Below are 3,635 nucleotides of genomic sequence, written 5' to 3'. Positions count from 1 at the left end.
GGCCATTCCCTCGGCGAGGACGACGCGGCCTGTCAGCCGCGTCTGGATTTCGGAGCCGAGCATCGGTGTAGCGGCGCGCCAGGTCTCGACCTTCGCGGCGACGAATCCCAGCGCGCAAAACAACGCCGCCATAAAGACCAGGTGTGTCTTTAGCCAGGGACGCGAAACCGCCGCGCATAGAGCCATCAGCGCCACCGCCGCCAGCGGTCTGTAAAGATCCGGCTCGGCGCTCAAGGAATAATAGAGTATCACGCCGGCGGCCAGGAACACCGGCACCAGGAGGAAGCCGATGCCGCGGTCGAGCTCGGTGGAGGCTGCCTCGGCCACACCCCGGCGAATCGCGGAAAACGAGGCACGGCGGAACCGCCTGCGGATCAAGTCGATGGCTGCCGGCGGAGGCGGCTTCACGACGGCGTCGCCGTCCGAAATCTCGGTGGCCGGACGCGGCACGGGAACCCAAACCGGTACTGCCTCGGCAGGCACGGTGTCGGCAAACAGCAGGCGCTCGCTCACGCCAGCCGTCGTCTTCTCGCCATCCTCCGCACCCCGGCCACGTCCAGCCATCGGGTCTGCCCCTTGCGCCCCAGACCTCCTATGCTACATGAACGCCCACCGCGCGAAAGTCCGCGCAATCATGCCCGCTTCAGAGCTTCTTCCGAGAGTTCCATGTCCGACAAGGTCGTCACCCGCTTTGCCCCCTCGCCCACCGGCTATCTGCACATCGGCGGGGCGCGCACGGCGCTGTTCAACTGGCTCTACGCCAGGCACACGGGCGGCACGATGCTGCTGCGCATCGAGGACACTGACCGCGAGCGCTCCACCGAAGCGGCGACAGCCGCTATCCTGGACGGGCTGACCTGGCTCGGCCTCTCATGGGACGGCGAGGCCGTGTCGCAGTTCGAGCGAGCGCCGCGCCACCGTGAGGTGGCAGAGGAGCTCGTACGGCTGGGCAAGGCCTATTACAGCTATGAGACGCCTGCCGAGCTGGAGGCGATGCGCGAGGCGGCGCGGGCCAAGGGGTTGCCGCCGCGCTACAATGGCCAGTGGCGCGACCGCGACCCCTCCGAGGCGCCTCCCGGCGTCAAGGGCGCCATCCGCATCAAGGCGCCGACCGAAGGAGAGACCGTCGTGCACGACCGCGTGCAGGGCGAGGTGCGATTCCCGAACAAGGACCTCGACGACTTCATCATCCTGCGCTCGGACGGCAACCCGACCTACATGCATGCCGTCGTCGTCGACGATCACGATATGGGCGTCACCCACATCATCCGCGGCGACGATCACCTGACCAACGCCGCGCGCCAGACCGTAATCTACAACGCCATGGGCTGGACCGTGCCGTCGATGTCGCACATCCCGCTGATCCATGGTGCCGACGGCGCCAAGCTGTCGAAGCGCCACGGCGCGCTCGGCGTCGAGGCTTATCGCGCCATGGGCTATCTGCCGGAGGCCCTGCTCAACTATCTGGCCAGGCTCGGCTGGAGCCACGGCGACGACGAGGTGATGTCGATCAAGGATATGATCTCCTGGTTCGACATCGCCGACGTCAACAAGGGCGCCGCCCGGTTCGACTTCGCCAAGCTCGAGGCGCTGAACGGCGTCCATATGCGCAAGATGGACGACAAGGCGCTATTTGATATTCTCGTAGCCACCCTGCCCTATCTCGAGGGTGGCCCGGCGCTTGCGGCCAAGCTCGACGACAGGCGCCAGGCACAGCTGCTTGCTGCCATGCCGGGCCTCAAGGAGCGGGCAAAGACCTTGGTCGAGCTCGTCGATGGAGCCGGCTTCCTGTTCGCCGAGCGGCCCTTGCAGCTCGACGAAAGGGCTGCGGGGTTGCTTGGCAGCGACGCCCGCGCCATTTTGCGCGGTACCCATGCCGCGCTCGCCGCGATCTCCAGCGAATGGAGCGCCGCGACCGCGGAAGCCGCTATTCGCGATTTTGCGCAGGCAGGCGGCCATAAGCTCGGCGCCGTGGCTCAACCGCTGAGAGCTGCGCTCACCGGCCGCAGCACCTCGCCCGGCGTGTTCGATGTGCTCGCTGTGCTCGGCCGTGAGGAGAGCCTGGCGCGGGTTGCGGATCAAATCGATTAGGAGCGAACTGGCCCAAGAAGATTGGCATTGAAAGGTGTGTTTCGCAGTGCAACATTAGGCCTTGGCCCAATCTGGCACGCACCTCCTAAAATGCGGTGGCAAGTTCGCGCATTCCGGTGATTTCGACGTGTCGTTTGCAGGAATTGCCTTGCCGGCATGAGAAAACATAAAGGAGTTTGCAATGAGCGAAGCTGCGACAAAACTGGAATCGGGCGGCAAGGCGCGCGAGTCGACCGCAAGGCTCGAGCTCGCCGGCAAGACGCATGAATTCAAGGTGCGAAGCGGCTCGACCGGGCCCGACGTGATCGACATCGGCGCGCTGTACAGCACCACCGGGGCCTTCACCTACGATCCCGGTTTCACCTCGACGGCAAGCTGCGAGTCGGCGATCACCTTCATCGACGGCGACGCCGGCATCCTGCTGCATCGCGGCTACCCGATCGACCAGCTCGCCGAGCACGGCGACTTCCTCGAGGTCTGTTATCTCCTGCTCTACGGCGAATTGCCGACCAAGGCGCAGAAGGACGACTTCGACTATCGCGTGACGCGCCACACCATGGTGCATGAGCAGATGTCGCGCTTCTTCACCGGCTTCCGCCGCGACGCCCATCCGATGGCCGTCATGTGCGGCGTGGTCGGCGCGCTGTCGGCCTTCTACCACGACTCGACCGACATCTCGGACCCATATCAGCGCATGGTCGCCTCCATGCGACTGATCGCCAAGATGCCGACGATCGCGGCGATGGCCTACAAATACCACATCGGCCAGCCCTTCATTTACCCGAAGAACGAGCTGAATTTCGCCGCCAACTTCCTGCACATGTGCTTTGCCGTGCCGTGTGAGGAGTACAAGATCAATCCGGTGCTGGCGCGCGCCATGGAGCGCATCTTCATCCTGCACGCCGATCACGAGCAGAACGCGTCGACTTCGACGGTTCGTCTCGCCGGCTCTTCGGGCGCCAATCCGTTCGCCTGCATCGCGGCCGGCATTGCTTGCCTCTGGGGCCCCGCGCATGGCGGCGCCAACGAGGCGGCCCTCAACATGCTGGGCGAGATCGGCCATGTCGATCACATCCCGGAATTCATCGCCCGCGCCAAGGACAAGAACGACCCGTTCCGCCTGATGGGCTTCGGCCATCGCGTCTACAAGAACTACGATCCGCGCGCCAAGATCATGCAGAAGACGGCGCATGAGGTGCTGGGCGAGCTCGGCATCAAGGATGATCCGCTGCTCGACATCGCGATGGAGCTGGAGAAGATCGCGCTGACCGACGAGTATTTCATCGAGAAGAAGCTCTATCCGAACGTCGACTTCTATTCGGGTATCACGCTGAAGGCGCTGGGCTTCCCAACCACCATGTTCACCGTGCTGTTCGCGGTCGCCCGCACCGTCGGCTGGATCGCGCAGTGGAAGGAAATGATCGAAGACCCGCACCAGAAGATCGGCCGCCCGCGCCAGCTCTACACCGGCGCCACGGAGCGCGACTACGTGCCGATTGCGAAGCGGTGATTGAGCGAATAGCGAAATAGCGAGTAGCGAACAG

The 3,635-nt window shown here is 64.5% G+C and carries 2 protein-coding genes and 1 pseudogene; 2 read left to right on the top strand and 1 reads right to left on the bottom strand.

All coding sequences use genetic code 11. The features are described from left to right. Positions 1–564: pseudogene (locus EOA79_RS30700) on the bottom strand (competence protein); the annotation flags it as partial. Between the two features lie 102 nt (positions 565–666). On the opposite strand from EOA79_RS30700, the gene gltX reads away from it, so the two are divergent. Further along, complete coding sequence (gltX, locus tag EOA79_RS30695) at positions 667–2,091, top strand: glutamate--tRNA ligase (RefSeq protein WP_067319911.1); 1,425 nt, start codon at positions 667–669, stop codon at positions 2,089–2,091. Positions 2,092–2,272: 181 nt separating this feature from the next. Then, positions 2,273–3,601, top strand: coding sequence for a citrate synthase (gltA, locus tag EOA79_RS30690; RefSeq protein ID WP_095777720.1), 1,329 nt, complete (start codon positions 2,273–2,275; stop codon positions 3,599–3,601). Positions 3,602–3,635 lie beyond the last annotated feature (34 nt).

This window comes from Mesorhizobium sp. M1A.F.Ca.IN.020.03.2.1 (assembly GCF_004023205.1).
Lineage (GTDB): Bacteria > Pseudomonadota > Alphaproteobacteria > Rhizobiales > Rhizobiaceae > Mesorhizobium.
This window is presented reverse-complemented; position numbering and strand designations above follow the sequence as displayed.

Excerpts from the sequence above, each read along its gene's own strand:
- gltA (WP_095777720.1), top strand. The coding sequence starts at position 2,273 with ATGAGCGAAGCTGCGACAAAACTGGAATCGGGCGGCAAGGCGCGCGAG.
- gltX (WP_067319911.1), top strand. The coding sequence starts at position 667 with ATGTCCGACAAGGTCGTCACCCGCTTTGCCCCCTCGCCCACCGGCTAT.